Here is a 24,721-nt window from a genome sequence, read left to right as displayed (position 1 = left end):
TGTTAGAGTCAAGCGTCGCTGAGGAGGATCACATGCGGATCGGTGAGCTGTCCCGCAGGACCGGCGTCCACGAACGGCTGCTGCGCTATTACGAGGAGCAGCACCTGCTGTCCCCCGAGCGCCGGCCCAGCGGCTACCGCGAATACGGCGAGGCCGACGTCGAGACCGTGCGCCGCATCCGCAGCCTGCTCGCCGCCGGCCTCTCCACCGCCACCATCGCGACGATCCTGCCCTGCCTGCGCGAGGAGGAAGAGCGCCTGGTGCCCACCTGCGCCAACCTCATCGCCGACCTGCTCTCCGAACGCAAGCGCATCGACCAGGCCATCACCGACCTGCAGACCTCCCGGGCCGCGCTCGACCATGTCATCACCGCCGCACCCGCAGAGGTCGCCGAACGCGCCGCCGTCGTAAGCGACTTGCCGGCCGACGGCGCCTAAGCGTCGTTACGCCGCCACTCCGGCCCCACCCTGGCCCACTCCGCCGCCCACCACCGCTCCCGCGCCCGGTCGATACGGCGCTGCGCCAGGCGGCAGCCGAAGGCCACGACGCCGACCACGCCGAGGCCCGCCGCCGCGCCTGTGAAGCCGGATTGAAGGGCCGCCTGGCTGTTGGTGGCCGGGGCCGGGAGGGGGGTGCGGCCGGTGGGGTCGGTCCAGATCGACGTGGTGTCGCCGGTGCGCAGGTGCGAGGGCACGCGGGTCACCGCCCGGTGCGAGCGGCCGTCTTCGTCGGACCAGCGGACCCGGGCCCGCATGCGCTCGTTGTAGACCTCGTTCGTGCCGTCGACTCGCGGCGGGCGTTTCGGGTCCTGCACCAGGACCGCCGGCGTGCGTTGGCGCTGCAGGCGCTGGCGGTCCAGGTAGTCGTCGACGGCGCCCGCCGCCCGTACGCCCGCCAGCAAGCCGCCCACCGCCGCAAGGACTATCGCGGCGAGCAGCAGCCACCCCTCCGCCACATCGACCCCACGCCGTAGCGGGCTCTGCCGCCAACGCCACGACCACAACCTCTGCTTCATCGATCGCGCCCCTCAATGCCCCCCGGCCCTATCAGTGTCGCACCGGGTACCCCTTGAGGGGGGATCAGCTATCGGACAGTGGCATCCGCCACAACACCCGTACCCCACCGCCCGCTTGGGGCCGGACGGCCAGCTCCCCGCCCGCCGTCCCGACCCGCTCCTCCAGCCCCTCCAGGCGCAGCTCGGCGGGCGCGCCCCGGTCGCCCTCCACGGCGACGGTCAGCGCCAGCTCCCCGTCCGCCGCCATCAGCGCGACCCCGGCCGAGCCCACCGCCGCCTCGGCTATCGCCGTCAGCAGCGCGCCGAGCACGGCGACGGCCTCGTCCGCGAGCCGCGGGCCCACCGTCGTATCGACCAGGCCCTCCACCCGCAGCGACGGCGTGAAGCCCAGCGCGGGCACGGCCTCTTCCAGCGCCTCTACGACCCGTATCCGAAGGCCGCGCACCGCCGGACCCGACTCGTGCACCCGCAGCCCGAAGATCGTGGCGCGGATTATCTTGATCGTCTCGTCCAGGTCGTCCACCGCCCGCGCCAGCCGCTCCTGTCCCTCCTTCGCCTTGACGAAGCGGGTGGCCGACTGCAGCGTGATGCCGGTGGCGAACAGCCGCTGGATCGCCAGGTCGTGCAGGTCGCGGGCGATCCGGTCGCGGTCCGCGTACAGCCGCACCTGCTCGGCGTCGCGCCGCCGCCCGGCCAGTTCCAGCGCCAGCGCGGCCTGCCCGGTGAAGACGTGCAGCGGCGCCGTCTCGGCGGGGGTGAATGCGGGCTTGCCTTGGGTACGGGCGAGCAGCACCACGCCGCGTACGCCTTCGCCGGTGCCGATCGGGGCCGCCACCGCGGCGCCGATGCCCGAGTCGAGGAGCAGGCTCGCGGTGATCCGCGGGTCGCTGTCGACGTCGTCGCTCAGCGCCGGCTCGCCGGTGCGGAACGCGGTGCCGGTGAGGGTGCCGTGGACGGGTACGTCCTGGCCGAGCTGGTGCTCGGCGCCGTCGCCCGTCACCAGCGCCACCCGCAGAGATCCGTCCGTCCCCGCGGGCAGTGCCACGCTGCCCTGGTCGGCGTCGAGGATGGCGCACGCCCGCTGGGTGATCAGCTCCAGGACCGTGAGCTCGTCGGCGCCTGAGAGGAGGGAGTTGGTCACCTCCGCGGCGGCCTCCAGCCAGCGCTGGCGGCTGCGGGCCTCCTCGTACAACCGGGCGTTCTCGATGGCGACTCCGGCGGCGACGGCGAGGGTGGCGAGCACGGCCTCGTCCTCTACGTCGAACTCCTTCGCGCCGCGCTTCTCCGTCAGGTAGAGGATCCCGAACACCTCGTCGCGGACCCGGATGGGGACGCCGAGGAAGGAGTGCATCGGCGGATGGCCGGCCGGGAAGCCGTACGACGCCGGGTGCTGGGAGATCTCCTCAAGACGCAGCGGCTCGGGGTGGCGGATCAGCTCGCCGAGGATGCCGTGGCCCTTGGGCAGCGGCCCGATCACCCCCTGCGCCTGCTCGTCCACGCCCACCGGCAGGAACTGTGCCAGCCGCTGGCCCTCGCCGATGACGCCCAGCGCCCCGTACTCCGCGTCGACGAGCACCACCGCCGCCTCGACGATGCTGTGCAGCACCTGCAGCAGGTCCAGCTCGCGTCCGACGGTGAGCACCGCCTCCAGCAGCCCCTGCACCCGGTCGCGGGTGCCGCGCACCGCGTCGATACGCAACTGGAGCTCGTCGAGCAATTGATCCAACTGCAGCCGTGGCGGGGCCTCTTCGCTGTGCTCCATTACTCCACGGTACCGAGCAATCACACCCGGAAGGGTGAAGTCAGGCGCGGTGGCTCGATCAGCGCCCTACCGCTCGGCCACCCGCATCTCGAACCACGTCGACTTGCCGCGCGGCAGCAGGTCCACCCCCCAGCGGTCCGCGAGCTTGTCAACCAGGAACAAGCCGCGGCCGCTGGTGTCCATTTCGCGGACCGGCATCAGGCAGGGCAGGCCGCGCGACGGATCGCGGACCTCGATACGGATCCAGCCCCGGCGGCGCAGCATGCGCAGGCCGAAGGTGCGGGCGCCGGTGTGCCGGACGGCATTGCCGACGAGCTCGGAGACCAGCAGCACGGCATTCTCGGCGAGCTGCGCCGACAGGCCCCAGGTGCCGAGGCAGACCGACTCCGTCAGCCGCCTGGCGGTGGCCGCCGACTCCGGCCGGGAGGGCAGCCGGACCTCGTCCACGGACGGATTGCCGCACAAGTCAAGGGACTTGAGGTCGGTCTCGTCCGGAGCCCCGGGACGCGCCGCGGCGGCCCGCCGCTGCGACTGCTGCATTCCCTCGAGGCCCGCCATGCCCACCATCATGGCCTTGACGGGGCGAATTTGGAGGGGATCTGCCGGAATCAGTCCCCCGGAATTGACCGTTCCGGTGGTGGACGTTGTCATATGCCAGAAGCACTTAAGGCTCGCGGCGGCGACGTGGCCAGCAACTTTTCCCTGTATTCAGTTGATCACGCATCGTGTCGGGCCGGAATCGCTTAAGGTTCGCTTAAGGTACGGCTAACCCTCAGCGGAACTTGGCTTTACCGGGCCCCTGTTCGACAAAGCTGCGCATCCCGGTCTCCCGGTCCTCGGTGGCGAAGAGTCCGGCGAACCAGCTCCGCTCCAGCGCCAGCCCGGTCTCCAGATCCGTCTCAATGCCGCCGTCGACGCACTCCTTGGCCGCCCGCAGCGCGATCGCCGGGCCCTGCGCCAGCCGCGCGGCCCAGGCGTGCGCCTGCTCGTACACCTCGGCGTCCGGGACCACCTTCTCGACCAGGCCGATGTCGAGGGCCTCGGCGGCCTTGACCATCCGGCCGGTGAAGATCAGGTCCTTGGCCCGTCCCGGGCCGACGAGACGGGCGAGGCGCTGGGTGCCGCCGGCGCCCGGGATCAGCCCGAGCAGGATCTCCGGCTGGCCGAGCTTCGCGGACTCGCCCGCGATCCTGATGTCCGCGCACAGCGCCAGTTCGCAGCCGCCGCCCAGGGCGTAGCCCGTAACGGCCGCGACCACCGGCTTCGGGATCTTGGCCACCGCGCTGAAGGCGTCCTGCAGCCCGCGCGACCGCGCCACCATCGCGGCGTGGTCCATGTCCTGCATTTCCTTGATGTCCGCGCCGGCCGCGAAGACCTTCTCGCCGCCGTACACCACCACGGCGCGCACGTCGTCGCGGCGGGCGGCCTCGTCGGCGAGGTCGCGGATGCGGTCCTGGAGGGCGACGTCCAGGGCGTTCATGGGCGGCCGGTCGAGGCGGAGGGTGCCGACGCCGTCGGCCACGTCGAGGGTTGCAGCAGCAGTCATGGGGGCGAGGCTAGCCGCCCGCCCCCATGAGCCACACTCTTCCGCGTCAGTCCTGTGGCGCAGTCCACTCGTCCCAGGACATGTTCCAGCCGTTCAGACCGTTGTCCGGCTGGATGGTCTTGTCCTTGGAGTTCTTGACGACGACCACGTCGCCGATCATCGAGTTGCGGAAGAACCACGCGCCCGGCGTCGACTTGTCGCCACCGCCCCGCGCGTCGAAGAGGCCGACGCAGCCGTGGCTGGCGTTGACCGACCCGAAGGCCGCCCTGCCCGACCAGTAGTTGCCGTGGATGAAGGTGCCCGACGTGGACAGCCGCATCGCGTGCGGCACGTCCTTGATGTCGTACTCACCCTCGCCGTCGTCGTCCGTGAACCCGACCGTGGCGCCGTTCATGCGGGTGACCGGGAGCTTCTCGCTGATCACCATCTGGCCGTTGTACGTCGGGTTGGCCGGCGCGCCCGAGCTGATCGGGATGGTCTTGATGAGCTTGCCGTCGCGCTTGACCGTCATCTTCTTGGACTTGGCGTCGACGGTGGAGACCTGGCTGCGGCCGATGGTGAAGTTCACGTCCTTGGACTGCTTGCCGTAGACGCCGTCGGCGGCCTGCACGCCGTTCAGCCGGAGGCTGAGGTTGACCTTGGTGCCGGAGACCCAGTAGGTCTGCGGGCGGAAGTCGAGGCGCTGGCGGCCGAACCAGTGGCCCTCGATCTCGACGCCCGGGTCCGCGGTCACCTTGATCGCGTCCTCGACGGCCTGGCGGTCGGAGATCGGCCGGTTGAAGTTGATCGAGACCGGCATGCCCGCGCCGACGGTCTCGCCGTTCTCCGGCGTGAAGTAGCCGACGAAGGTGTTCTTCGGGACGATCGTGGTGAACGACGCGTGCTTGGCGGCCTTCAGGCCTTCCTTGTCCTCGGCGACGGCGTTCACGGTGTACTTGGTCTGAGTGGCCAGGTGGTCAGCCGGCTTCCACTCGGCCCCGTCCTTGGATATCTCGCCCTTGACCGCATTGCCCTTGGCGTCCGCGACCTTGACCGACGTGAGCTTGCCCTTGCTCGCGGTCACCTTCAGGGCGTCCTCGGTGGCGACGCCGTCGGCGCCGTTCTTCGGGGCTATGTCCACGACGGCCTGCGAGGCCTTCTTGCCGTCCTTGCCCTCTTTGCCGGACTTGCCCTTGTCGTCGTCCCCGTCGCCCCCGCCGCATGCCGCGACGAGCACCATGACGGCGCCGGCGAGCAGCGCCATCATGCTCCGTCCAGTACGCTTCCCCGCCATCAAGACCGAGATCTCCCCTCGCACGCCCCGTGTATCTACCCCCGCGCGCGATATGCGCACCTCAGATAGATAACCACACCAATCCGCGGGTCACCTCCGACGAATGTCACCGTTCAGTTCCAATCGCCTGCGGCGTCACACGACGCTCTCCCGCCACGCCTGATGCAGCTCGGCGAAGCGGCCACGGCCGGCGATCAGTTCCTCAGGAGAGCCGTCCTCAACAACCTTCCCGTCCGCCATCACGAGTACGCGGTCGGCGATCTCGACGGTGGACAGGCGGTGCGCGATCACCACGGCGGTACGGCCCCGCAGCACCGTGTGCATGGCGGCCTGCACCGCCCGTTCGCCCGGAATGTCCAGTGACGAGGTGGCCTCGTCGAGGATCAGCACCGCGGGGTCGGCGAGCAGCGCGCGGGCGAAGGCGACCAGCTGCCGCTGCCCGGCCGAGATGCGGCCGCCGCGCTTGCGGACGTCGGTGTCGTAACCCTCGGGGAGGCGGGTGATGAAGTCGTGCGCGCCGATGGCCTTGGCGGCCTGCTCGATCTCCTCCCGGGTGGCGTCGGGCCGGCCGATGGCGATGTTCTCGGCGACGGTGCCGGAGAACAGGAACGCCTCCTGCGTCACCATCACCACGCCGCGCCGCAGCTCGGCGATGGCCAGCTCGCGCAGGTCGACGCCGTCGAGGCGGACGGCGCCCGCCGTGGGGTCGTAGAACCGGGCCAGCAGCTTGGCGAGGGTCGACTTCCCGGCGCCGGTGGCGCCGACGACCGCGACCGTCTGCCCGGCCGGGAAGGTCAGGTCGAAGCGCGGCAGCACCTCGCCGCCGGTCCGGTAGCCGAAGCGGACGGCGTCGAAGACGACCTCGCGGCCCGGGGCGTCCGCGGCCCGCTCGGGCAGCGTCCGCGGGTCCGACGGCTCCGGTACGGACGGGGCCTGGGCGAGCAGCCCGGAGATCTTCTCCAGGGAAGCGGCCGCGGACTGATAGGAGTTGAGGAACATGCCGAGCCGGTCGATCGGGTCGTAGAGCCGCCGCAGATACAGCACCGCGGCCGCCAGCACGCCCAGCGCCAGCCCGCCCTCGGCCACCCGGTACGCGCCCCAGACGACCACCGCGGCGACGAAGGCGTTCGCGGTGAGCCGGGAGCCGACCACGTACCGCGCCATCTCCAGGATCGAGTCGCCGTTGATGCGCTCGTGGTGGCGGTTGAGGCGGTGGAAGTCGCCGTCGTTGGCGGGCTCGCGGCGGAAGGCCTGGACCGGGCGGATGCCGTTCATCGTCTCGACGAACTTCACGATCACGGCGGCGATGGCCGTGGACCGCTTCTTGTACAGCCGGTGGGAGCGCCGCTGGAAGAGCCGCACCCAGGCGAAGAGCGGCACGAACGACAGCAGCGCCGCCCCGCCGAGGCCGAGGTCCAGCCACAGCAGCATCGCGGCGATGTACACGGTGGAGAGGGCGACGACGATGAGCTCCTGCAGGCCCTCGTTGAGCAGCTCCCGCAGCGCCTCGACGTCGTTGGTCGAGCGGGAGATGAGCCGGCCGGACGTGTAGCGGTCGTGGAAGTCGACGCTGAGCGCCTGGGCGTGCCGGAAGATCCGGCCGCGGAGATCGACCAGCACGTCCTGGTTGACCCGGGCCGCGGACCGTACGAACAACAGCTGCAGCACGCCGCCCGCCAGGGCGCAGAGCGCATACCCGGCGGCGACGGCGGCCAGCGGGCCGGTCCAGGACCAGCCGTGGCTGCGGAAGTCGGGGACGGCGGAGTCGATGGCGTACGCGACGAGCAGCGGGCCGGCCTGCACGGCGGCCTGCTGCAGCAGGATGAGGACGGCCGTCAGCCACACCCTGGCCTTGCGCGGCGCGAGGAGGGAGGCGAGGAGACGGCGGGGGGCGCCCTTGGGGGCGGGGAGGATGTCCTGGTCGAAGGGGTCGCCCGGGCCGTCCGCGGCTGCGGGTGCGGGTGCCGGGACGTCGGCTCCGGGTCTGTCGTGGGAGCGGCGGTCGACGGCTTCCGCGGGTGCGGGGCGGGGGGCGTCGTCCCCCGCGGTGGTCGGTCCGGTCTGCGTCGTCATCGCGCCGCCCCCTCTGCGATCTTGGCCCGTTCGTCTCCGGTCCCCGACATCAACTCCCGGTATTCCGGGCTGCTGTGCAGCAGCTCCGCGTGCGTGCCGACGGCGGCGATCCGCCCCCCGGACAGCATCGCGACCCGGTCCGCGAGCAGCACCGTGGAAGGCCGGTGCGCCACGACGAGCGCGGTGGTCTCGGCCAGCACCCGTCTGAGCGCCGCCTCCACCAGCGCCTCGGTGTGCACGTCGAGCGCGGACAGCGGATCGTCGAGCACCAGGAAGCGCGGCCGCCCGACGATGGCCCGGGCGAGGGCCAGCCGCTGGCGCTGCCCGCCGGACAGGCTCAGCCCCTGCTCCCCGACCTGGGTAGCGGCCCCGTCGGGCAGGTCGTGTACGAACCCGGCCTGCGCCACGTCCAGCGCCCGCAGCAGGTCGTGCTCTTCAGCGCCGTCCGCGCCCATGAGCACGTTCTCGCCGGCCGCGGCGGAGAACAGCGTCGGCTCCTCGAACGCCACCGCCACGAGCTCGCGCAGCTCGTCGCGCGGCATGGCGGTGATGTCGCGCCCGTCGAGCGTGATCCGCCCGGCGGTCGGCTCGTACAGCCGCGGCACGAGCGCGGTGAGCGTGGTCTTGCCGGACCCGGTGGCGCCGACGAGCGCCATGGTCTCGCCGTGCCGGATGACCAGGTCGATGCCGTCGAGGGTGGCGGCGGAGTCGGGCGGCGCGTCGGGGTAGCGGAAGACGACGCGCTCGAAGACCATCCCGGAGCCGTCCCCGGTGCTCTGCTCGGCCGAGCGAGGCGCGGGAGCCTTGCCGTGCGCGGGGGCACCCGCCGCCGCCTTCGAACCGGTCGCCTTGTCCCCGACGTTCGCCGGCGTCTCGTCCATCACCTCGAAGAACCGGTCCGCCGCCGACGCCGCGTCATTGCTGATCGCCAGCAGGAAGCCGATCGACTCCACCGGCCACCGCAGCGCCAGCGCCGTCGACAGGAAGGCCACCAGCGTCCCCGCCGACAGATCGCCGTCCGCGACCTGTACGGACCCGAAGACCAGCGCGACCCCGATCGCCAGCTCCGGCAGCGTGGTGATCAGCGCCATGATCGCGCTGAGCAGCCGCGCCTTGGCCAGCTCCGTGCCCCGCAGCGTGCGGGTCAGCTCGCGGAAGGCGCGGGCCTGGCTGCGGTGGCGGCCGAAGCCCTTGATGATGCGGATGCCGAGCACCGACTCCTCGACGACCGTGGTGAGATCGCCGACCTGGTCCTGCGCCCGCCGCGCCACCTTGAAGTACTTCTTCTCGAAGAGGAAGCAGCCCGCCACCAGCGGCAGCACCGGCGCCAGCAGCACCAGCCCGAGCGACCACCGCTGGGACAGCAGAATGCCGAACCCGGCAATGATCGTGACTCCGTTGACCAGCAGAAAGGTCATCGGGAAGGCCAGGAACATGCGCAGCAGCATCAGATCCGTGGTGCCCCGCGACAGCAACTGCCCGGACGCCCACCGGTCATGGAAGGACACCGGCAGCCGCTGCAGATGCCGGTAGAGATCGGCGCGCATCGCCGCCTCCACCCCGGCCAGCGGCCGCGCCACCAGCCACCGCCGCAGCCCGAACAGCAGCGCCTCCGCCACCCCGAGCGCCAGCAGCATCCCGCCCCCGAACCACACCCCGGCCGGATCGCGGTCGGCGACCGGGCCGTCCACGATCCACTTCAGCACCAGGGGGAAGACAAGCCCCAGGCAGGAGGCGACGACGGCGACCGCGGCGGCGCCGAAAAGCCGTACCCGCACGGGCAGCACATACGGCCACAGACGGAGGAGTGAACGGACGGCGGAGCGGCTCTTACCGGCGGGAGTGGTTGCAGAAGGCATCAACGAACGAGACTACGTTCCGCTACTGACAGACCTCACCCGGTTTTCGTCAGCAGAACCACCGACCTCGCCGCCACCGGCAGCCGCTCCCCGCCCCGCACCCGCCGCCCCTCCGCCTCCTCCGCCGTGTCGACCACGACCTCGTACTCCCGCGCCCAGGGCGCCCCCGGCACGAGAAAGTCGGTCTCCGCACCCCCCGCGTGCAGCACCACCAGGAAGCTGTCGTCCACCACCGGCTCCCCCTGCGGCCCGCGCTGCGCGATGTCCGTACCGGACAGGAACATCCCGAAGGTGTCCCGCGGCGCGAACCAGTCCCCCTCGTTCATCTCGACGCCCCGCGCCGTGAACCACGCCAGATCGCGCAGCCCGCCGTCCCCGTGCGGCCGCCCCGCGAAGAAGGCCCGCCGCCGCAGTACGGGGTGCGTCCGCCGCAGCTCGACCAGCCGCCGGACGAGCCGGTGCACGGATCCCCACCCCGGATCGTCCAGCAGCCCCCAGTCGACCCAGCTGACCTCGTTGTCCTGGCAGTACGCATTGTTGTTGCCGCCCTGCGTACGGCCCATCTCATCGCCGGCCACCAGCATCGGCACTCCGGTGGAGAGCAGCAGCGTCGCCAGCAGGTTCTTCACCTGCCGCCGCCGCAGGGCCTGGATCCCGGGGCTGTCCGACTCGCCCTCGTGGCCGCAGTTCCAGGACCGGTTGTCGTTGGTCCCGTCCCGGTTCCCCTCCCCGTTGGCCTCGTTGTGCTTCCGCTCGTACGACACCAGGTCCCGGAGCGTGAAGCCGTCGTGCGCCGTGACGAAATTGACCGAGGCGTACGGGCGGCGCCCGCCCCAGCCGTACAGATCGCTGGACCCGGACAGCCGGTAGCCGAGGTCGCGTACGTCCGGCAGCGCACCCCGCCAGAAGTCCCGCACCGCGTCCCGGTAGCGGTCGTTCCACTCCGACCACAGCGGCGGAAAGCCGCCCACCTGATAGCCGCCCGCCGCCACATCCCACGGCTCGGCGATGAGCTTCACCCGCCGCAGCACCGGGTCCTGGCTGATGACGGCGAGAAACGGATGCAGCATGTCGAAGCCGTCGTCCCCGTCCCGCGCCACCCGCGCCAGCGCCGAGGCGAGGTCGAAGCGGAAGCCGTCCACGCCCATCTCGGTGACCCAGTAGCGCAGGCTGTCGGTGATCAGGCGGAGGACCTGAGGCTGAACGGCGTCCAGGGTGTTGCCGCAGCCCGTGTAGTCGGCGTAGCGGCGGGGATCGTGCCCCAGCCGGTAGTAGCCGCGATTGTCGATCCCGCGCAGCGAGAAGGTGGGCCCGAGCTCGCTCCCCTCCGCGGTGTGGTTGTAGACGACGTCGAGGATCACCTCGATGCCCGCGGCGTGCAGCGCCCGCACCATCTCCCGGAACTCGCCGACCTGCTCGCCGCGGGTGCCGGTGGCGGCGTAGCCGGCGTGCGGGGCGAAGTAGCCGATGGTGTTGTAGCCCCAGTAATTGCGCAGCCCGCGCCGCCCCAGCCCGTCCTCGTGCGCGAACTGATGCACCGGCAGCAGCTCGACGGCCGTCACCCCGAGCCCCGTCAGGTGCTCGATCGCCGCCGGATGCCCGAGCCCGGCGTACGTGCCGCGCAGCCGCTCCGGGATCCCCGGGTGCCGCATGGTGAAGCCGCGCACGTGCAGCTCGTAGACGACGGAGTCGGGCCACGGCGTCTTGGGCCGCCGGTCGTCGAGCCACTCGTCGGCGCCCACGTCGCCGCCGACGACGACGCCTTTCGGGACGTACGGGCCCGAGTCCCGCTCGTCCCGCACCGTGTCGGCCAGGTGCCGGTCGGGCCAGTCGCGCACATGGCCGTACACCTCGGCGGGGGTACTGCTGTAGCCATCAGCGGCTCCGCCGCGGGCGCCGTCGACGGCCCGTGCATACGGGTCGAGGAGCAGCTTGGCGGGGTTGAAGCGATGCCCGGTCCACGGGTCCCAGCGGCCGTGCACGCGATACCCGTACCGCACCCCGGGCCTGACGCCCGGAACGAAGCCGTGCCAGATCTCATGCGTCAGCTCGGCGAGCTCCAGCCGCCGCTCCCCGCCCCGCTCGTCGAACAGGCACAGCTCGACGGCCTCCGCGCCCCCGGCCCAGAGCGCGAAGTTGGTGCCTTCGACGGCGCCGTCGCCCGGCCGGCGGTACCGCGCCCCGAGCGGCTGCGGCGCGCCCGGCCAGACGGCTGCGGCCGGGCGTAAGTCCTTCTCTGGCAGTGCCTCCTGATCGGCGGCGCTCGACACGTATGGCCTCCGGCTGCTCGCGGCTCAAGAAATGAGGAGTCCCGTCCTCGAACGTGTTGTGCCCAGGGCAGGGCTACGCAACTCCGGGGGCAGGCGTCCCGCAGGGCGGGACGGGTGGGCCCGGGACGTTTCGCAAGCCGCCCCACCCAACCCGCACCGACGGTAAGCCGCGCCGCTAGCGCAGCAGCACACCCGCCTCCGACTCCGACACCCCGCCCTCCGCGGGTACGGCCACCAGCCCCAGCTCCGCGGCGGAAGCCAGCAGCCGGTGCGACGGCAGGACGCGCACCGTGTAGCCGAACGCGCCCGTCCGGTCCAGCGACAGCGGGCCCTCGTACACCCACCGGCCCTCCAGATCCGGTCCCGCCGCCGCCTTCAGCGCCACCGTCGCCGCCTCCGTGATGCGGTCCTCGCCGTCCACCCGCCCGGCGACGGCCTGCACCTCCACCTCGTCCGGTGCCAGCTCGCCGAGCGTCACCCGCACGCGCAGGTTCAGCGTCGAGCCGAGCTCCGCGGCGGCGGGCTGGGCGCTCGCCTCCACGTGCTCCACGGCGACTCGCGGCCAGGCCCCGCGCACTCGCGCCTTCCACTCCGCCAGCTCGGCGGCGACGTCGGGCGTCAGCGCCCGGTGCGCGCGCGCCGCGGGGGCGTACAGGCGCTCCACGTATTCGCGCACCATCCGCCCGGCGAGCACCTTCGGGCCGAGGTGGACGAGCGTCTGGCGCACCATGTCGATCCAGCGGCCGGGCAGGCCGCTGCCGGCCGTGCCGCCGGTGCCGGTGGTGTCGTAGAACCGTGGCGTCACCCGCTCCTCCAGCAGCGTGTAGATCGCCGCCGCCTCCAGCTCGTCCCGCCGCTCGTCATCCGTGGCGGAGCCGTCCGCGGTCGGGATCGCCCAGCCGAAGTCGGGCTCGTACCACTCGTCCCACCAGCCGTCGCGGATCGAGAGATTCAGGCAGCCGTTCAGCGCGGCCTTCATCCCGGACGTGCCGCATGCCTCCAGCGGGCGGAGCGGGTTGTTCAGCCAGACGTCGCAGCCGGTGTAGAGCTTCTGCGCCATCGTCATGCCGTAGTCGGGGAGGAAGACGATCCGGTGCCGCACCCGCGGGTCGTCCGCGAACCGCACCAGCTCCTGGATCAGCGCCTTCCCGCCGTCGTCGGCCGGGTGCGCCTTGCCCGCCACCACGATCTGTACGGGCCGGTCCGGGTGCAGCAGCAGGTCCATCAGCCGGTCGCGGTCGCGGAGCATCAGGGTGAGCCGCTTGTACGAGGGCACGCGGCGCGCGAAGCCGATCGTCAGCACGTCCGGGTCCAGCACCCCGTCGATCCAGCCCAGCTCCGCGCTGCCCGCGCCGCGCTCGCGCCACGAGGCGCGCAGCCGGGTCCGTACCTCCTCGACGAGCTGGGCGCGCAGCGACCTGCGCAGCTCCCAGACGTCGCGGTCCGGGATCTCCAGGACCGCGTCCCAGCGCTCGGAGGCGCCCACGCTGAGCGCGTCCTCGGTGCGCTGCGCGCCGATCTGCCGGGCGCCGAGGCGGAAGACCTCGGGGGCCACCCAGGTCGGCGCGTGTACGCCGTTCGTGACGGAGGCGATCGGCACCTCCTCCGGGTCGAAGCCCGGCCACAGGCCCGCGAACATGGCGCGGCTGACGCTTCCGTGCAGCGTCGAGACGCCGTTCGCGCGCTGGGCGAGGCGCAGGCCCATCACCGCCATGTTGAAGCAGTTCGGCTCGCCGCCCGGATACGACTCCATGCCGAGCCGCAGCACCTGTTCCGCGTCGATGCCGGGGAGCTCGCCGTCGTCGCCGAGGTGGCGGGCGACCAGCTCGCGGTCGAAGCGGTCGATGCCAGCCGGGACGGGGGTGTGGGTGGTGAAGACGGTGCCGGATCTGACCGCTTCGAGGGCCGCCTGGAAGCCGAGGGTGCCCTTGGCTTCCGCGGTCAGCTCCCGGATCCGCTCCAGGCCGAGGAAGCCGGCGTGGCCCTCGTTGGTGTGGAAGACCTCGGGTGTGGCGTGTCCGGTGAGCCGGCAGTACGCCCGTACCGCCCGGACGCCGCCGATGCCCAGCAGCATCTCCTGCAGCAGCCGGTGCTCGGAGCCGCCGCCGTACAGCCGGTCGGTGACGTCCCGTTCGCTGGGCGCGTTCTCGTCCACGTCGGAGTCGAGGAGCAGCAGCGGCACCCTGCCGACCGTCGCCACCCACACCTCGGCGCGCAGCGACCGGCCGCCGGGCAGGGCGAGGCGGAGCTGCACCGGGCGGCCGTCGTCCTCGGCGAGGCGGGCGAGGGGGAGCTCGTTGGGGTCGAGCACCGGGTAGTGCTCCTGCTGCCAGCCCTCGCGGGAGAGGGACTGGCGGAAGTAGCCGTGCCGGTAGAGCAGGCCGACGCCGATCAGCGGCACGCCGAGGTCGCTGGCCGCCTTGAGGTGGTCCCCGGCGAGGATGCCCAGGCCGCCGGAGTACTGCGGCAGCGCGCCCGTAATCCCGAACTCCGGCGAGAAGTACGCGATGCCGGCGGGCAGGTCGCCGCCGTCCTGCTGGGTCTGCTGGTACCAGCGCGGCCCGGTCGTGTAGTCGCGCAGATCCTCCCGTACGGCCTCGAGCCGGCGCAGAAAGCCGTCGTCGGCGGCGAGCGCGGTGAGGCGTTCGGTGGCTACGGAGCCGAGCAGCCGTACGGGATCGCCGCCGGTCTCGCGCCACCGGTCGGGGTCTACGGACTCGAACAGCTCGCGGGTTTCGGGGTGCCAGGACCACCGCAGATTCCGGCTCAGCTCGCTGAGTGGGCGGAGGGGTTCGGGGAGGACGGGACGGACGGTGAACCTACGAATCGCCTTCACGTAAACGAAGGTAGCGGCGGGCTGGGCGATTTGCCCAGAATGATGGTACGCCGATAGGGCTCACAAAAGATGAGGGTTGTTCTACTCTGCGGTCCATGTCGTGGACATGGTGCACGCGGAGGGGTCTCGCAGGTGTCGCTGCCCTGCTGTCTGTGCTGGTGCTCGGAGGGCTGCTGCTCGCCGCGCCTGCGGTGGCTCATGAGGAGCGGCCGGTGAAGTTCCCGGACGGGTCCGGGAGTGTGCCTACGTATCGGAAGGGCGAGCCGGACCTGCTGGTGTGCAAGACCGGGCGGGCCGGGCGGGCGGACTTCGAGCGGCGGATCGCCAGGTATCCGCGGGGGCTGAAGGAGCGGAATGAGCGGCTGTTCGCCCGGTGTGGGGGTAAGGACGGGTACCGCCACTTGCAGGCCGCTGTCGACGCCGTCGACCGGCCGGGGATGACCATCGCGATCCTGCCGGGTGTCTACAAGGAGGAGCCGACCCAGCCGAAGCCTTCGGGGGCGTGCGCGCGCCTGAAGGCGCGGGACTCGTCGCTCGGGTATCAGATCCTGTCGTACGCGCAGCAGAAGCGATGTCCGTCCAACCAGAATCTGGTCGCGATCATCGGCAAGAAGGATCTCCAGGTGGAGGGGACCGGGCTGTCGCGGTCGGACGTCATCATCGACGGGCAGTACAAGAAGCTGAACGTCATCCGCGCGGACGAGTCGGACGGCGTCTACTTCAAGAACTTCACGGCCCAGCGGTCGACCTTCAACTCGCTGTATGTGCTGGCGGGGGACGGCTTCGTCATCGATGACGTGCTGACGCGGTGGAACGACGAGTACGGGTTCCTGACCTTCGCGTCTGACCATGGGCTGTACAAGAACTGCGAGTCGTCCGGGAACGGGGACTCCGGGATCTACCCGGGCAGCGCGTCGGACATCAACAACGGGCGCGGGTACGACGTCCCGCGGTACTCGATCGAGATCACGGGCTGCTACAGCCACCACAACATGGTCGGGTACTCGGGAACGGCCGGGGACTCGGTTTATGTGCACGACAACGTCTTCGCGCAGAACATGGGCGGCGCGTCGATGGACAGCGCCTTCCCCGGCCATCCGGGGCTGCCGCAGAACCATGCGCGCTTCGAGCGCAATGAGATCCGCGACAACAACCAGAACTACTACCGGTACGTGCGGGATGGCACATGCGCCAAGCCGCCGGCGCGGCGGGGGTACGAGCGGGGGGTGGTGTGTCCGCAGATCTCCATGCCGCCGGGGACCGGGATCATCACCGCCGGCGGGAACTGGAACATCTACGAGGACAACTGGATCTCCGGGCATCAGCGGGCCGGGGTGTTCTTGAGTGCGGTGCCCGCCTTCATCCGGGGTGAGGGTGCGCTGGGGAAGCAGTTCGATACGTCTCATCACAATCGCTACGCGGGGAATCACTTCGGGGAGGACCGGGCTGGGCGGTCGCGGCCGAATGACACGGATGTGTGGTGGGACGGGCAGGGCGGGGGGAATTGCTGGCAGGCGAGCGCGGGGGCGTCCAGCCCGAGGTCGCTGCCGGAGTGCGGGGGCAGGCGGGGTGAGGTGTCCGGGGATACGGACCGGGTCGTCGGGGAGCCGGCGAAGCTCGCGCAGCTGATGGTGTGCTCGGAGTACGACGCGCGGGCGCGGAGGTTGCCGGCGGGGTGTGATTGGTATGGGGCGCGGGGGGTTGAGCGGGTCGAGGTGCAGATCGCTCTTGGTGTGGCTGTGGTGTTGGTGCTGGTCGGGGGCGTGCTGTGGTGGCGATTGCGGTCCAGCCTGGCGGCTGGTGGTGTGGCCGGGCGGGTCGCTGGAGGTGCGGCGGTGGCTGGCTTGCTGGGGCTGGTGCTGGACGTGGTCGGGTCTGCCGGGTCGTCTGCGGACACGCTGGTACCGGTGGCTGGGCTGGTGCTGCTCGGTGCGTGGTGGGCGGCGACCGGGTGGGTGTTGCGGGGTCAGCGGCGGGCGTTTGCGTGGGTCACCGTGGCCATGGGGGTGCTGACGCTGCTTGATGCCTTTGACAAGGCGGTGTTCATGATCCCGTGGGTTCCGGTGAGTCCGGCGTGGGTGCGGATGCTGGTCGGGGTGGTCTGGGTCGTGTGGGCGGTGGTGGTTGTGGCTCGCCTGCGAGTGCCCCTGCGGGGTGAGGCCGCTTCCGGGGAGCCGGCTTCTGCGGGGGCGGTGTCGTGAGCGCCGCGGGCCGGGGACGGGGTTCCGCGACACCACCGAAAAAACGCGGTGGTCAGCCGCCGCTGGGGACGCTGGGTTTTTTCGGCGGCGTTGCTCCACCCCGTCCCCTCCTCAGCGCTGCCGGGTGCGGTCGGGCGGGGGCCGCATTGCTTGTCGCCGGTGTGCTTGCCGTGGGCGGCTGTTCGTTGCCGACTACGCATCATCGGCCCGGGACCAGTCACGAGGAGGCGACCGGGTCCGTGGCGCCTGCTACGCAGCCTGCGCACGGTGGGGCGCGTGAGGTCATCATCCGTATCGCCGGCGGGAAGGTCAGTCCGAAGCCCGGGCGGACCGAGGTTGAGGTCGGGGCGCGGGTTGAGCTGACCGTCACCAGCGATGTGGCTGATGAGCTGCATGTGCATGGGTACGACAAGGCGGCTGCTCTGAAGCCGGGTAAGGCCGTCACGATTGCCTTTACCGCGGATCGGAGTGGGCTGTTTCAGGTCGAGACGCACTCTGCTCATCTGGTGCTGACCCAATTGCTCGTACGGTGATGCTCGCGCATGGGGTCGGGGATCGGCAGGACCTGCCGATCTCGGTCTTTTACGCGTATGCGGGGGCGTTTGCGGCGCTGTTCGTCTCCTTTCTGGCGCTGGGGCTGCTCTGGCCCGAGTCGCGGTTCTCGGGCTCGGCTGGGCGGCCGGTGGCGGCCGGAGTGCAGCGTGTCATCGACGGGCGGGTGCTGCGCTACACCCTGCGTGGGGTGGGGCTGGTCGGGACTTTCTTTGTCGTTGGGCATCTGCTGGTCGGGCCCGACGACCCCGATCGCAATCCGGCGCCCGGCGCGATCTACGTGGTGCTCTGGGTCGGGCTCGTGCCCGCCTCCGTCTTGTTCGGGCCCGTGTGGCGGCTGCTCAATCCGTTGCGGACGCTCCATCTCCTCGCGTGTCGGGTGTTGCGGCGCGATGCCGATGGTGGGCGGCCGCTGCCGGCCAGGCTTGGGTTCTGGCCCGCCGCGGTCGGGCTCGCTGTCTTTACCTGGCTTGAGCTTGTCTCTCCTGAGCCTGCGTCCCGGGGCACCCTGCTTTCGTTTGTTGTGGGCTACAGCGCCGTTCATCTCCTTGCCGCCGCCCGGTACGGCAGCGCCTGGTTCGGGCGTGGCGATGCCTTCGAGGTCTACTCCGCTCTGCTCGGGCATCTCTCGCCGCTCGGCCGTCGCGGGGGCGACGGGCGGCTTGTGCTGCGGCATCCTTTCCACAGCCTCGATGCCGTCCCCCAGCTCCCCGGGCTCGCCGCCACCGCCTGCGTGCTGCTCGGGTCCACCGCCTATGACGGGTACTCCGCCACCCCCTCCTGGATCGACACGCTGCAGACCTCAGCACTTGGTCGTACCGCCACCGGGACGCTCGGGCTCCTCGCCGCGATACTAGGCGCGGGTGCCCTCTTCGCCCTCTGCACCGCCGTCTCCCGGCTCATCTCCGGCGGCGGCCGGAATCGCGCCGGGGTGTCGTCACAACAGGCCTTCGCCCACTCCCTTCTGCCGATTGCCACCGGCTATCTCGTCGCCCACTACTTCTCACTCTTCGCCACCGAAGCCCCACGCACAGTCACCCTCGCATACGGCACTGACAATCCGGTTCCGGGCGATCCGCCGCTCTCCCCCTCCGGCCTCGCCACCCTCCAGGTAGCCGCCGTCGTCACCGGGCACGTCCTCGGCGTCGTCGCCGCCCACGATCGCGCCGTACGGCTCTTCCCGCCGCACCGGGCCGTCGCGGGCCAGCTGCCGCTGCTCGTGCTGATGATCTGCTACACCGTCGGCGGGCTCGCCCTCCTCCTCGCCTGACGGGACTGAGGCATGATGAAGCCGATGCCAAGCCGTCCGACGCCCGCCTCCCTGCGCCGCGTACCCGTGCAGCAGCGGAGCGCCGAGCGCCTCGCCCGGATCCTCGACGCCGCTGCCGGGCTGCTCGATGAGGCCGGTTACGAGGCGCTGACCACGCGCGCCGTGGCCGCGCGGGCGGGGGTGCCGATCGGTTCTGTCTACCGGTTCTTCGGGAATAAGCGGGAGCTCGCCGCGGCGCTCGCGCACCGGAATCTGACCGAGTTCACCGAGCGCATCGAGCGCGGGCTCGAGGGGCGTACGGACGACTGGCGGGCCGTCATCGATGTCATGCTCGACGAGTACGTGGCCATGAAGCGCACCGTCCCGGGCTTCGCGGTCGTCGACTTCGCCGGGAATGAGCTCGTCGCCGATCACCTCACCGGGCTGCTCGCCGAGCACACCGGGCGCGACCCGGAGCTGCTGCACCGCGCCGGCCGCGTCGCCCTCGAAGCCGCCGACGCCCTCCTCCAACTCGCCTTCCGCGAAGCCCCCGACGGTGATCCGGCCCTCATCGCAGAGACCCGGACACTGCTCACCGCGTATCTCGGCCGAACCCTTGCGGACCCCCTCGCCGACGCCCGACACGTCGGTTAACGTCCGAATGGAGCCAGCAGCCACCAGGTAGCTCGTTACGTACGAGTAGTTCATCTGCGGCCGGATTGCCCCTACTCCGACCGTGGAAGGCTCACCGCATCGCCAGGTCCCACCTCGCCCACATGAGTGAACGCGCGCAGGAGCGGCCATGCCCATGCCCCGGCATTCGTCTGCTGAGCAGATACAACTAGCGCAGAGCCGCAGTACAAAACGCACCACAAGGTCCCAACCGGGCGCCTTCGCATGCCCGGATCCCCAACGTCCTTCTGCAGGTGATCACATGATCGGCCGGATCCCGGTCCTGGACGTCCGTCCCGCCGTCGACTGCGGGCGCCGCCCCGCGAAGGCGGTGGCGGGGGAGACATTCCAGGTCACGGCGACCGTGTTCCGCGAAGGGCACGACGCCGTGGCGGCCAACGTGGTGCTGACCGACCCGTCCGGCCGGCCAGGACCGTGGACGCCGATGCGCGAACTCGCCCCGGGAACCGACCGGTGGGGCGCCGACGTCACCCCGGACGCCGAGGGCCTGTGGTCCTTCACCGTCGAGGCCTGGGGCGACCCCGTCGCCACCTGGCGCCACCACGCCAAAATCAAGATCCCGGCGGGCATCGACACCGATGTCGTATGCGAGGAAGGCGCGCTGCTGCACGAGCGGGCGGCGGCCGGGGTGCCCAAGGGCGGCGAGCGGGAGGCCGTGCTGCGGGTTGTCGATGCTCTGCGTGATCCTGACTGGCCCGTCGCCGAGCGGCTTGCGGCCGCCCTTGATCCGCACCTCCTCGACGTGCTCTCCAGGCATCCCTTACGTGAACTCGTCACCGCCGCCGAGCCGGTCCGGCTTCTCGTGGAGCGGCAGCGGGCGTTGTACGGGTCGTGGTACGAGCTCTTCCCCCGCTCCGAGGGCGCGGTCGTCGAGGAGGGCGCGCCGCCGGTCTCGGGCACCCTGCGGACCGCCGCCGAGCGGCTGCCGGCCGTAGCGGCCATGGGCTTCGACGTGGTGTATCTGCCGCCCGTCCACCCCATCGGGTCCTCGTACCGGAAGGGCCCCAACAACTCCCTCTCCCCCGGCCCGTACGACCCGGGCTCCCCCTGGGCCATCGGCTCGGCGGCGGGCGGGCACGATGCGATCCATCCGGATCTGGGCAGCCTCGATGACTTCGATCATTTCGTGGAGACGGCGCGCGGGCTGCGCATGGAGGTGGCGCTCGACTTCGCGCTGCAGTGTTCGCCCGATCATCCGTGGGTCGGCAAGCATCCGGAGTGGTTCCATCACCGGCCGGACGGGTCGATCGCGTACGCCGAGAATCCGCCGAAAAAGTACCAGGACATTTATCCGGTCGCCTTCGACGCCGACTTCGACGGCATCGTGCGCGAGACGCTGCGGGTGCTGCGGCACTGGATGGATCACGGCGTACGGATCTTCCGCGTCGACAATCCGCACACCAAGCCGGTGGTCTTCTGGGAGCAGGTGATCGCCGACATCAACGGCACCGATCCCGATGTCATCTTCCTCGCCGAGGCCTTCACCCGGCCGGCGATGATGCACACGCTTGGAAAGATCGGCTTCCAGCAGTCGTATACGTATTTCACCTGGCGGAACGCGAAGCAGGAGCTGATCGACTATCTGAGCGAGCTGTCCGGCGATGCCGCTTCCTATATGCGGCCGAATTTCTTCGTCAATACGCCGGATATTCTGCATGCCTATCTGCAGCACGGTGGCCCTCCTGCTTTTGCCGTACGGGCCGTGCTCGCCGCCACCCTCTCCCCCACCTGGGGCGTCTATGCCGGCTTTGAGCTGTGCGAGGGCACTCCGGTGCGGCCCGGGAGCGAGGAATACCTGGACTCCGAGAAGTACCAGCTGCGGCCCCGCGACTGGGCCAAGGGCGAGACCGACGGGCTCACCCCGCTCATCACCGCGCTCAACCGGCTGCGCCGTCGCCACCCGGCGCTGCAGAACCTGCGCTCGCTGCGCTTCCACCGCACCGACAACGATCAGATCCTCGCCTACTCCAAGCGCGAAGGCGACGACGTCGTGATCACGGTGGTCAACCTCGACCCGCACCACACCCACGAGACCACCGTGTCGTTGGACCTGGCGGAGCTCGGCGCAAGCCTCGGCCAGGAGGCGGGCAGCGAGCCCCTGTCGGTGCGCGACGAGCTCACCGGCGCCACGTACTCCTGGGGCCGGGACAACTACGTGCGGCTCGACCCGCAGCAGCCCCCCGCCCCCGCCCACATCCTCACCATGCGAGCGTGCCGATGACCGTCAACGACCCCGTGCCCGACACCTTCGAGGACACCCCGGCGCGCGACCGGGACCCGGACTGGTTCAAGCGGGCCGTCTTCTACGAGGTGCTGGTCCGCTCCTTCCAGGACAGCAATGGCGATGGCATCGGCGACCTCAAGGGCATCACCGCCAAGCTGGACTATCTGCAGTGGCTCGGCGTGGACTGCCTGTGGCTGCCGCCGTTCTTCCAGTCGCCGCTGCGCGACGGCGGATACGACGTGTCCAACTACACCGCCGTGCTGCCGGACTTCGGCGACCTGGCGGACTTCGTGGAGTTCGTGGACGCGGCCCACCAGCGCGGCATGCGCGTGATCATCGACTTCGTCATGAACCACACGAGCGATCAGCATCCGTGGTTCCAGGAGTCGCGGAGCGATCCGGACGGGCCGTACGGCGACTATTACGTCTGGGCTGATGATGACAAGCAGTATCAGGACGCGCGGATCATCTTCGTCGACACGGAGTCGTCCAACTGGACCTTCGATCCGGTGCGCAAGCAGTACTACTGGCATCGCTTCTTCTCCCACCAGCCGGATCTGAATTTCGAGAATCCGGCCGTCCAGGAGGAGATCCTGGCCGCCATCCGCTTCTGGCTGGACCTGGGCATCGACGGCTATCGCCTGGACGCGGTGCCGTATCTGTACGCCCAGGAGGGCACCAACTGCGAGAACCTCCCGGCCTCGCACGAGTTCCTGAAGCGCGTCCGCAAGGAGGTCGACGCCCAGTACCCCGACACGGTGCTGCTGGCCGAGGCCAATCAGTGGCCGGAGGATGTCGTCGACTACTTCGGGGACTTCGCGAGTGGCGGGGACGAGTGCCATATGGCGTTCCACTTCCCCGTCATGCCGCGGATCTTCATGGCGGTGCGGCGGGAGTCCAGGTATCCCGTCTCGGAGATTCTCGCCAAGACGCCCGCCATTCCTTCCGGCTGCCAGTGGGGCATCTTCCTGCGCAACCACGACGAGCTCACCCTCGAAATGGTCACGGACGAAGAGCGCGACTACATGTACGCGGAGTACGCCAAGGACCCGCGGATGCGCGCCAATATCGGCATCCGGCGGCGGCTGGCGCCGCTGCTGGACAACGACCGCAATCAGATCGAGCTGTTCACGGCCCTGCTGCTGTCGCTGCCCGGCACCCCGATTCTCTATTACGGCGATGAGATCGGCATGGGCGACAACATCTGGCTCGGCGACCGGGACGCCGTCCGTACGCCGATGCAGTGGACGCCCGACCGCAACGCCGGCTTCTCCTCCAGCGACCCGGGACGGCTCTACCTCCCCACGATCATGGATCCGGTCTACGGCTACCAGGTCACCAACGTCGAGGCGGCCATGTCGTCGCCGTCCTCGCTGCTGCACTGGACCCGTCGCATGATCGAGGTGCGCAAGCAGAACCGCGCCTTCGGCCTCGGCTCGTACCACGAGCTGAACTCCTCCAACCCGGCCGTCCTCGCCTTCCTCCGGGAGGCGCCGCCGGACGACGACGGCACCGACGACCTGGTGCTGTGCGTGTCCAACTTCTCCCGCCACGCCCAGCCCACCGAGCTCGACCTGCGCGCGTACGCGGGCCGCTACCCGGTGGAGCTGATGGGCGGGGTGCGCTTCCCGGCGATCGGGGAGCTGCCGTACCTGCTGACGCTGGCAGGGCACGGCTTCTACTGGTTCCGGCTGCGGCAGGAGTGATGATGAGCGCGAGGGGCACCCGCGAATCCATGCCGGAATCCGCTGCCGTCACCCGGCCGCGCACCGCCCCTGACCGCGCGCTCTTCGCCTCGCTCGCCCCGCTGCTGGCGGCGTGGCTGCCCGGCAGGCGGTGGTTCGCGGGGAAGGACCGGGCGATCACGGGCATGGAGCCGGTCTCCGCGACCGAACTGCTGCCGCCCGGCAGCTCAGCCCCGGGGCTGGTGCACCTGCTGCTCAGGGTGCGTCAGCCCGGGCCCGTAACGGACTGCTACCAGCTGCTGATCGGCAGCCGCCCCGCGCTGCCCGCGCGGCTCTCGGACGCGCTGATCGGCACGCCCGAGGACGGGCCGCTGCACGGGCAGGCGGTGTACGACGCGCTGCAGGACCCGCGGCTGGCGGCCGTGCTGCTGGAGCGGCTGCGGCTGCCGGGGCGGCTCGGGCCGCTGGCGTTCTCGCGGGCGCCGGGCGCGGTGATCGATCCGCGGCTGCCGGCGCGGATATTGCAGGCCGAGCAGTCGAATTCGTCCGTCGTGTACGGGGACGCGCTGATCCTCAAGGTCTTCCGCCGGGTGTACGCGGGGGTGAACCCCGACCTGGAGCTGCCGCTGGCGCTGGCGCGGGCCGGGAACACCAACGTGCCGCCGCCGGTCGCGTGGTTCGAGACGACGGCGCTGACCGGCGAGGACGGGACCGATGGCGGGCCCGCGACGCTGGGGGTGCTGCAGCCGTTCCTCGCCGGGTCCACGGACGGCTGGCAGCTGGCGCTCGACTCCATCGCGGCAGGCCGCGACTTCGCCGCCGAGGCGCGGTCGCTGGGGCGGGCGACCGCCGAGGTGCATACGGCGCTGGCCGCGGCGCTGCCGGTGACGGTGCTGCGGCGGGTGCAGATAGAGCATCTGACGGAGTTGATGGCGGAGCGGCTGGAGTCGACGTCGGTGGCGGTGCCGGGGCTTGCGGCGTACCGGGCGGCGCTTGCCTGTGCGTATGACGAGCTTGCCGAGCTCAGCCGGGCCGGCGGCAGCTGGCCCGCCCAGCGCATCCATGGCGATCTGCACCTGGGGCAGGCGCTGCGGACCGGGTCCGGCTGGTCGCTGATCGACTTCGAGGGCGAGCCCGCCCGGCCGCTCGCCGAGCGGCGGCGTCCGCAGCCGCCGGCGCGGGATGTGGCCGGGATGCTGCGGTCCTTCGACTACGCGTCCCGTACGGGCGGGTCCGAGGCGGGCTGGTCGCTCGCCGAGCAGGCGGCGTGGGCGGCGCGGTCGTCGGCGGCGTACTGCGCGGGGTACGCGGACGCCGCGGAGGCAGATCCGCGCGGTGACGCCGCGCTGCTGCGGGCGTACGAGACGGACAAGGCCGTCTACGAGGTCCTGTACGAGGCCCGCCACCGCCCGGACTGGCTTGACGTCCCCATGGCCGCGGTCCGCCGCCTCGCCACCCCACCGACCCCCCACGACTGAACCCC

The 24,721-nt window shown here is 70.9% G+C and carries 17 protein-coding genes; 8 read left to right on the top strand and 9 right to left on the bottom strand.

The features are described from left to right. Window positions 1–32 precede the first annotated feature (32 nt). The gene (locus ACNNMR_RS30820; RefSeq protein ID WP_419997952.1) at window positions 33–437 is read left to right on the top strand and encodes a MerR family transcriptional regulator; all 405 of its coding nucleotides are present in this window, start codon (window positions 33–35) and stop codon (window positions 435–437) included. Here the strand turns inward: ACNNMR_RS30820 and ACNNMR_RS30815 are convergent. The 9 genes from ACNNMR_RS30815 to glgP form a co-directional block, all read right to left on the bottom strand. Then, entirely contained in the window at window positions 434–1,015 is a 582-nt protein-coding gene (locus tag ACNNMR_RS30815) for a hypothetical protein (RefSeq protein WP_419997951.1), read from the bottom strand. The genes ACNNMR_RS30820 and ACNNMR_RS30815 overlap by 4 nt on opposite strands. A gap of 64 nt (window positions 1,016–1,079) precedes the next feature. Then, entirely contained in the window at window positions 1,080–2,777 is a 1,698-nt protein-coding gene (locus ACNNMR_RS30810; RefSeq protein ID WP_419997950.1) for a GAF domain-containing protein, read from the bottom strand. A 66-nt stretch (window positions 2,778–2,843) separates the two neighbouring features. After that, a complete protein-coding gene (locus ACNNMR_RS30805) occupies window positions 2,844–3,347 on the bottom strand; it encodes an ATP-binding protein (protein ID WP_419997949.1) in 504 nt (167 codons plus the stop codon). 202 nt (window positions 3,348–3,549) lie between these two features. Continuing rightward, window positions 3,550–4,323 carry an enoyl-CoA hydratase/isomerase family protein gene (locus ACNNMR_RS30800; protein ID WP_419997948.1) on the bottom strand — a complete coding sequence of 258 codons (774 nt, stop codon included), beginning with the start codon at window positions 4,321–4,323 and terminating at the stop codon, window positions 3,550–3,552. A 46-nt stretch (window positions 4,324–4,369) separates the two neighbouring features. Then, window positions 4,370–5,566: a L,D-transpeptidase gene (locus ACNNMR_RS30795; protein ID WP_420000542.1), complete on the bottom strand. Its 1,197-nt coding sequence runs from the start codon at window positions 5,564–5,566 to the stop codon at window positions 4,370–4,372. A gap of 165 nt (window positions 5,567–5,731) precedes the next feature. After that, complete coding sequence (locus ACNNMR_RS30790) at window positions 5,732–7,669, bottom strand: ABC transporter ATP-binding protein (protein ID WP_419997947.1); 1,938 nt, start codon at window positions 7,667–7,669, stop codon at window positions 5,732–5,734. Then, window positions 7,666–9,528, bottom strand: a complete 1,863-nt coding sequence (locus ACNNMR_RS30785) for an ABC transporter ATP-binding protein (RefSeq protein WP_419997946.1) — start codon at window positions 9,526–9,528, stop codon at window positions 7,666–7,668. Before ACNNMR_RS30785 ends, ACNNMR_RS30790 begins: the two co-directional genes overlap by 4 nt. A gap of 35 nt (window positions 9,529–9,563) precedes the next feature. Next, window positions 9,564–11,798: a glycogen debranching protein GlgX gene (gene glgX, locus ACNNMR_RS30780; protein WP_419997945.1), complete on the bottom strand. Its 2,235-nt coding sequence runs from the start codon at window positions 11,796–11,798 to the stop codon at window positions 9,564–9,566. 175 nt (window positions 11,799–11,973) lie between these two features. Then, window positions 11,974–14,634 (bottom strand): alpha-glucan family phosphorylase, encoded by a 2,661-nt coding sequence (gene glgP, locus ACNNMR_RS30775; protein WP_419997944.1) that lies wholly within the window; start codon window positions 14,632–14,634, stop codon window positions 11,974–11,976. Between the two features lie 95 nt (window positions 14,635–14,729). Here glgP and ACNNMR_RS30770 point away from each other — a divergent pair, with 95 nt between their 5' ends. The 7 genes from ACNNMR_RS30770 (at window position 14,730) to ACNNMR_RS30740 (ending at window position 24,716) form a co-directional block, all read left to right on the top strand. Further along, window positions 14,730–16,835, top strand: coding sequence for a right-handed parallel beta-helix repeat-containing protein (locus tag ACNNMR_RS30770; protein ID WP_419997943.1), 2,106 nt, complete (start codon window positions 14,730–14,732; stop codon window positions 16,833–16,835). 239 nt (window positions 16,836–17,074) lie between these two features. Then, a complete protein-coding gene (locus ACNNMR_RS30765) occupies window positions 17,075–17,368 on the top strand; it encodes a hypothetical protein (RefSeq protein ID WP_419997942.1) in 294 nt (97 codons plus the stop codon). Then, entirely contained in the window at window positions 17,368–18,657 is a 1,290-nt protein-coding gene (locus ACNNMR_RS30760) for a hypothetical protein (protein ID WP_420000541.1), read from the top strand. Before ACNNMR_RS30765 ends, ACNNMR_RS30760 begins: the two co-directional genes overlap by 1 nt. Window positions 18,658–18,672: 15 nt before the next feature. Further along, the gene (locus tag ACNNMR_RS30755) at window positions 18,673–19,290 is read left to right on the top strand and encodes a TetR/AcrR family transcriptional regulator (protein ID WP_420000540.1); all 618 of its coding nucleotides are present in this window, start codon (window positions 18,673–18,675) and stop codon (window positions 19,288–19,290) included. 280 nt (window positions 19,291–19,570) lie between these two features. Next, window positions 19,571–21,550 carry an alpha-1,4-glucan--maltose-1-phosphate maltosyltransferase gene (locus ACNNMR_RS30750; RefSeq protein ID WP_419997941.1) on the top strand — a complete coding sequence of 660 codons (1,980 nt, stop codon included), beginning with the start codon at window positions 19,571–19,573 and terminating at the stop codon, window positions 21,548–21,550. Next, window positions 21,547–23,259 carry a maltose alpha-D-glucosyltransferase gene (gene treS, locus ACNNMR_RS30745; protein WP_420000539.1) on the top strand — a complete coding sequence of 571 codons (1,713 nt, stop codon included), beginning with the start codon at window positions 21,547–21,549 and terminating at the stop codon, window positions 23,257–23,259. The genes ACNNMR_RS30750 and treS overlap by 4 nt, the downstream gene beginning before the upstream one ends. 29 nt (window positions 23,260–23,288) lie before the next feature. Continuing rightward, window positions 23,289–24,716 carry a maltokinase N-terminal cap-like domain-containing protein gene (locus tag ACNNMR_RS30740; RefSeq protein WP_420000538.1) on the top strand — a complete coding sequence of 476 codons (1,428 nt, stop codon included), beginning with the start codon at window positions 23,289–23,291 and terminating at the stop codon, window positions 24,714–24,716. Window positions 24,717–24,721 lie beyond the last annotated feature (5 nt).

The sequence above is a fragment of the Streptomyces boninensis genome, from assembly GCF_048572725.1.
In the GTDB taxonomy this organism is placed as follows: domain Bacteria; phylum Actinomycetota; class Actinomycetes; order Streptomycetales; family Streptomycetaceae; genus Streptomyces; species Streptomyces boninensis.
The sequence above is the reverse complement of the archived record's forward strand: the minus strand, read 5'-3'. Positions and strand labels throughout refer to the sequence as shown.

Coding starts and splice junctions, on each gene's coding strand:
- ACNNMR_RS30820 (WP_419997952.1), top strand. CDS start 33: ATGCGGATCGGTGAGCTGTCCCGCAGGACCGGCGTCCACGAACGGCTG.
- ACNNMR_RS30815 (WP_419997951.1), bottom strand. CDS start 1,015: ATGAAGCAGAGGTTGTGGTCGTGGCGTTGGCGGCAGAGCCCGCTACGG.
- ACNNMR_RS30810 (WP_419997950.1), bottom strand. CDS start 2,777: ATGGAGCACAGCGAAGAGGCCCCGCCACGGCTGCAGTTGGATCAATTG.
- ACNNMR_RS30805 (WP_419997949.1), bottom strand. CDS start 3,347: ATGATGGTGGGCATGGCGGGCCTCGAGGGAATGCAGCAGTCGCAGCGG.
- ACNNMR_RS30800 (WP_419997948.1), bottom strand. CDS start 4,323: ATGACTGCTGCTGCAACCCTCGACGTGGCCGACGGCGTCGGCACCCTC.
- ACNNMR_RS30795 (WP_420000542.1), bottom strand. CDS start 5,566: ATGGCGCTGCTCGCCGGCGCCGTCATGGTGCTCGTCGCGGCATGCGGC.
- ACNNMR_RS30790 (WP_419997947.1), bottom strand. CDS start 7,669: ATGACGACGCAGACCGGACCGACCACCGCGGGGGACGACGCCCCCCGC.
- ACNNMR_RS30785 (WP_419997946.1), bottom strand. CDS start 9,528: ATGCCTTCTGCAACCACTCCCGCCGGTAAGAGCCGCTCCGCCGTCCGT.
- ACNNMR_RS30770 (WP_419997943.1), top strand. CDS start 14,730: ATGTCGTGGACATGGTGCACGCGGAGGGGTCTCGCAGGTGTCGCTGCC.
- ACNNMR_RS30760 (WP_420000541.1), top strand. CDS start 17,368: ATGCTCGCGCATGGGGTCGGGGATCGGCAGGACCTGCCGATCTCGGTC.
- ACNNMR_RS30755 (WP_420000540.1), top strand. CDS start 18,673: ATGAAGCCGATGCCAAGCCGTCCGACGCCCGCCTCCCTGCGCCGCGTA.
- ACNNMR_RS30750 (WP_419997941.1), top strand. CDS start 19,571: ATGATCGGCCGGATCCCGGTCCTGGACGTCCGTCCCGCCGTCGACTGC.
- treS (WP_420000539.1), top strand. CDS start 21,547: ATGACCGTCAACGACCCCGTGCCCGACACCTTCGAGGACACCCCGGCG.
- ACNNMR_RS30740 (WP_420000538.1), top strand. CDS start 23,289: ATGCCGGAATCCGCTGCCGTCACCCGGCCGCGCACCGCCCCTGACCGC.